General features: G+C 35.2%; 1 protein-coding gene. It reads right to left on the reverse strand.

Annotated elements, in window-relative coordinates; all coding sequences use genetic code 11:
* Window positions 1-174 precede the first annotated feature (174 nt).
* Window positions 175-702, reverse strand: a complete 528-nt coding sequence (locus BLT91_RS30500) for a hypothetical protein (RefSeq protein WP_090828021.1) — start codon at window positions 700-702, stop codon at window positions 175-177.
* Window positions 703-1,135: the final 433 nt, after the last annotated feature.

Genomic DNA, 1,135 nt, shown 5'->3' on the forward strand with positions numbered 1-1,135 from the left:
ATGCCATCATAAAATCTGTCATTCGTCACGGTATGCTGCCCGTTAACTGAGCAAAGGGCTACCACTCTGCAGCCCTTTCGTTTTGAACTATCGTTTCCCGTTAGCGGAATGATGCGATGCGGTTAGGTGGTGCAGGATAGACCTGCCCGTTAGCCCCGCCGCGTGAATGTGATGTTAGCTGTTAATGCCCTCACTGAAGTTACCCGAAAGTTTGTTTAAGAATTCAATTGATAGATTATGAATTTTTTCCTTATAAAAATTAAATAATCTTTCTTTCTCACTTTTTTCTTCTATTATCAATTTATTGTAGCGATGATCTATATCTTCAAGTTCACTATCATATCCGACATATAAAATTGGTATATATTCAGCATCCTTACCGAAAGATCGTAGATTCGCCAGTATAGCACAACCTAAAATAAGATCGTAAGTTCCATTAGCCATACCGCTAACAATCCATGTTATTCTTTCTTTAGTCAAATCAACAAAGTTTTCTTCATATAAATTAATTATAAATTCCTCAATATCCTTTTCCGTAAAGACACTATGAAAATCGAGTGAGACAACGAGTTCACAAGTCTTATCCCCTAATTCTGACAAAAAATTTTTATCGTAAATCCATTGTTCCATTTCTGATACTTTAATCTCTTTGCTTAAGAACTTCATAAAATACTCGGTTATTTCATTTGAAAAATAGAACAATGTATTTACACCTCTCTTGCATTAATTTTAGCTAACTCTTATTTATGAACTTCGCAGATTTTCCATACTTGAGGTATTCGTGAATTGATGAAACTATCCTGCCCGTTAGTTTAATCGTCGAGGCCGTCGTCACATAACAAGGCCCAACCTAACAAAGATTCGTTTACTAATCATCTTTATCTAAGCACTGATAAATTTTTCAATTTAGTATACCAGTACTCTTTCTTTTTAATTTCTTTTTGCATTGTCATCAACAGATACCTTCTTTTCACATCGATAACTTTCCTCAAAGAATTCAATTCTTTTTTCTTCAAAAAGCCTCTGGCTGTATACTCAACTAATACACTGGTACCCATAGTCTGGACACTTTGAAAAAGTGTTCAGACTGTGGGTACCTTTTTTGTATACTAGAGTAAGCACCGGAGGGGATTAC

This window comes from Paenibacillus sp. yr247 (genome assembly GCF_900103825.1).
In the GTDB taxonomy this organism is placed as follows: domain Bacteria; phylum Bacillota; class Bacilli; order Paenibacillales; family NBRC-103111; genus Paenibacillus_E.